The following is a 1,074-nucleotide window of genomic DNA, read 5'->3' on the forward strand; positions in this document are numbered from 1 at the left end:
ACCAGGTCGGCGCGCTCGCCAGCGATGCCGTCGGCTCGATGTCCACCGCGCAGATCGGCGCGCTGAGCACCGGCCAGATCAAGGGCCTGACGACCGGCGACATGGTCGCCCTCACCTCCGCCCAGGTGGGCACGCTGAACTCGGCCCAGGCCGGTGCGCTGTCTACGGCACAGATCGCCGCCATCGAAACCGGCGACGTCAAGGCCATCTCGACCAGCGCTCTGCGCAACCTGTCCACCGACCAGCTCGACGCCCTCACCAGCGACCAGCTGCGGGCGCTGACCTCCACCCAGCTCAACGCGCTGACCACCACGCCGCAGGTCATCAGTCTGTCCACGGCCGACCTGAACGTGCTGACGACGGGCCAGATCGCGAGCCTGTCGACAGCCCAGATCAAGGCCCTGACAACCACCCAGCTGGGCAACCTGACGACGGACAACCTCAACGCGATGGGCTCGGCCCAGTTTGCAGCGCTGTCGTCGAGCCAGTTCGGCGCCCTGACCACCGGTCAGCTCGCCAAGCTCGAAACCGCCGACCTGCGCGGCGTCACCACCGCGGCACTGGGTGGCCTGTCGTCCGATCAAATCGGCGCGCTCGCCAGCGACGCCGTCGGTTCCATGACCACCGCGCAGATCGGCGCGCTGGGCACCGCCCAGCTCAAGGGCCTGACGACCGGCGACATGGTCGCCCTCACCTCGTCCCAGGTCGCGGCGCTGGGTTCGGATCAGGTCGGCAGCCTGTCCACCGCACAGCTGGCCGCCATCGAGACGGGCGACATCAAGTCCATCTCCACCGCGGCCCTGCGCAACCTCACGTCCGCCCAGCTCGATGCCTTCACCAGCGATCAGCTGCGTGCGCTGAGCAGCGGCCAGGTCAACAGCCTGACCACCGCGCAGATCTCCACGCTCGGCACGGCTGATCTGAACAGCCTCACCAGCAGCCAGTTCGGCAACCTGTCGTCCACCCAGGTGCAGGCGCTGACGAGCACCCAGCTCGCCAACCTCGCCACCGACAACCTCAACGCGCTGGGCACCGCCCAGTTCGCCGCGCTGAGTTCCGTCCAGGTGGGTGCGC

Annotated in this window: 1 pseudogene; it reads left to right on the plus strand. The window is 68.8% G+C overall.

The window, feature by feature from the left end:
- Nucleotides 1-1,074, plus strand: a pseudogene (locus tag AC07VX_RS26845) (heme utilization protein); the annotation flags it as partial.

The organism is Roseateles sp. GW821-FHT03B02, assembly GCF_059421025.1.